The sequence below is a fragment of the Lentimicrobium sp. L6 genome, assembly GCF_013166655.1.
Taxonomy (GTDB): domain Bacteria; phylum Bacteroidota; class Bacteroidia; order Bacteroidales; family UBA12170; genus UBA12170.
Genome location: NZ_JABKCA010000164.1, coordinates 1 through 1,625, shown reverse-complemented (window position 1 = coordinate 1,625; position 1,625 = coordinate 1). Strand labels below are relative to the sequence as shown.

The following is a 1,625-nucleotide window of genomic DNA, read 5'->3' as shown; positions in this document are numbered from 1 at the left end:
CATTAGCGTTAACTTAAGCAAAAAGCTCTTTCAATTTGTTGCTCAAAATTTAATCGATTTTTCCTTTTCTCATAAGTACAATACCTTGATAATTTAGCTAATGAGTCGCCTGGGATATTTGGGCTGTTCCTAAGTTCATTAGCTATTTCAATAATCATATGAGGTTTTTTGATAAGATAATGTATTGTTTTTAATAGACTTAAGTGTCGATTGAAATGTTTTTTTACTTTCACTCTACATGGTGAAAATATAAATTGAGTACATATCAAAATCATAATAAACCTTGATATTAATATTATTTGCAATTGTATATGCGACACGTTATGTATTTTACTAAAGCTCATATTACTTTTCCAAGATTTAAAAATAATTTCAATTCTCCATCTTAGACCATATAGATTGAATATTTGCTCAAAAGCTAATTCTTCTTTAGAAATAGTTGTAATAAATATTGACCATGAAAGCATTTCTAAATATTCCTTGGAGGGAAAAGTTTTTTTTCCTGTTTAGCCTTTCGCCTCCTTTCATTAGCAATTTCTTCATTTACAGGCTCTGCCACGACTCTAACCGTGGTTTTAGATTTATTATTCAATTTTACATTCATATCTATAAACCTGTCTTTTTTTAATTTCTTGAGTAAATTAATCGGGACTTCACTGATTTCGTCTAAAAGCATAACCCCAAATTTGTAACGATATATACAATGTGCATTAGTGTTTTTATGGCGTTGGATTTCATCATTAATCAAATACCCCCTATCTCTTAATGATAAGTCTCCTTTTTTTAGTTCAGTTTCAGAAGCTGCTATTAAATCGTTCTTACTATAGGGGTCTATTGAAAATTCAATAAACTTCTCGTTTAGAATATCATAAACTCCCTGGATTCTAGCATTACAAGCTTTTGAATTCGCATTGGATACACCTGAAAAAATCTCAAATAATCTTAATGGTAATTTAATAATAGTACTATCCTGTACAAGAATGCGTTTGAAAGATGAAGAGTAATTTAAATATTGGGAGTCCTTAATTTTTGTTTTCGCTGCTATTAGGCATTCTAGTATTGCCTTGAAAAAACTCAGACAAGGCTCCTTTGCCTTTTTCCATATTGCCTGTCTAGAAACAGATACTCCGCATTCTGAATCTATATGGGCAGCAATATCATTATAGCTTACAATACCATTGGTAGATTCCATGCAAAAAGAATATAAAAGTTCCGTAGCAGTAATTAACCGCTTCCTAATAATAAGACCAGTATTAAAAGCAAGAATGTCTAACCATTTCTGATCAATACCAATTTGTTCTAAAAAATCATCAAAATCATTTTTTCTCATTTCTATGTTTATTAGGTTAAAAATAATATCTTTACCAATAGTATATATACTATTATTAAAAAACAAATAAAATGGGATATAAAGTAAAAATACAACGAGTTGACAGAGGGAATACAAAGTCTTTTTATATAAATTTTCCAGCAGCTGTAGCTGAAGCGGCTGAGTTATCAAAAGGAGAAGAGATGGAATGGGTGCTTGAAGATAAAAACACCTTTGTATTAAAAAGAGTAAAAAACAAAGAAGTCAGAAAGAAATAGTCTTGTAATCATATGTATATCTGTAACTTAAAAAAATA

General features: G+C 29.6%; 3 protein-coding genes. 1 reads left to right on the top strand and 2 read right to left on the bottom strand.

What is annotated here, in order from left to right; genetic code table 11:
* Window positions 1-8 precede the first annotated feature (8 nt).
* Together HNS38_RS21310 and HNS38_RS20000 are read right to left on the bottom strand one after the other, a co-directional pair.
* Window positions 9-467 (bottom strand): transposase, encoded by a 459-nt coding sequence (locus HNS38_RS21310; RefSeq protein WP_172284917.1) that lies wholly within the window; start codon window positions 465-467, stop codon window positions 9-11.
* A gap of 2 nt (window positions 468-469) precedes the next feature.
* Window positions 470-1,330 (bottom strand): hypothetical protein, encoded by an 861-nt coding sequence (locus tag HNS38_RS20000; RefSeq protein WP_172284916.1) that lies wholly within the window; start codon window positions 1,328-1,330, stop codon window positions 470-472.
* Window positions 1,331-1,401: 71 nt separating this feature from the next.
* Here HNS38_RS20000 and HNS38_RS19995 point away from each other — a divergent pair, with 71 nt between their 5' ends.
* Complete coding sequence (locus HNS38_RS19995) at window positions 1,402-1,587, top strand: hypothetical protein (RefSeq protein ID WP_172284915.1); 186 nt, start codon at window positions 1,402-1,404, stop codon at window positions 1,585-1,587.
* Window positions 1,588-1,625 lie beyond the last annotated feature (38 nt).

Coding starts and splice junctions, on each gene's coding strand:
- HNS38_RS21310 (WP_172284917.1), bottom strand. CDS start 467: ATGCTTTCATGGTCAATATTTATTACAACTATTTCTAAAGAAGAATTA.
- HNS38_RS20000 (WP_172284916.1), bottom strand. CDS start 1,330: ATGAGAAAAAATGATTTTGATGATTTTTTAGAACAAATTGGTATTGAT.
- HNS38_RS19995 (WP_172284915.1), top strand. CDS start 1,402: ATGGGATATAAAGTAAAAATACAACGAGTTGACAGAGGGAATACAAAG.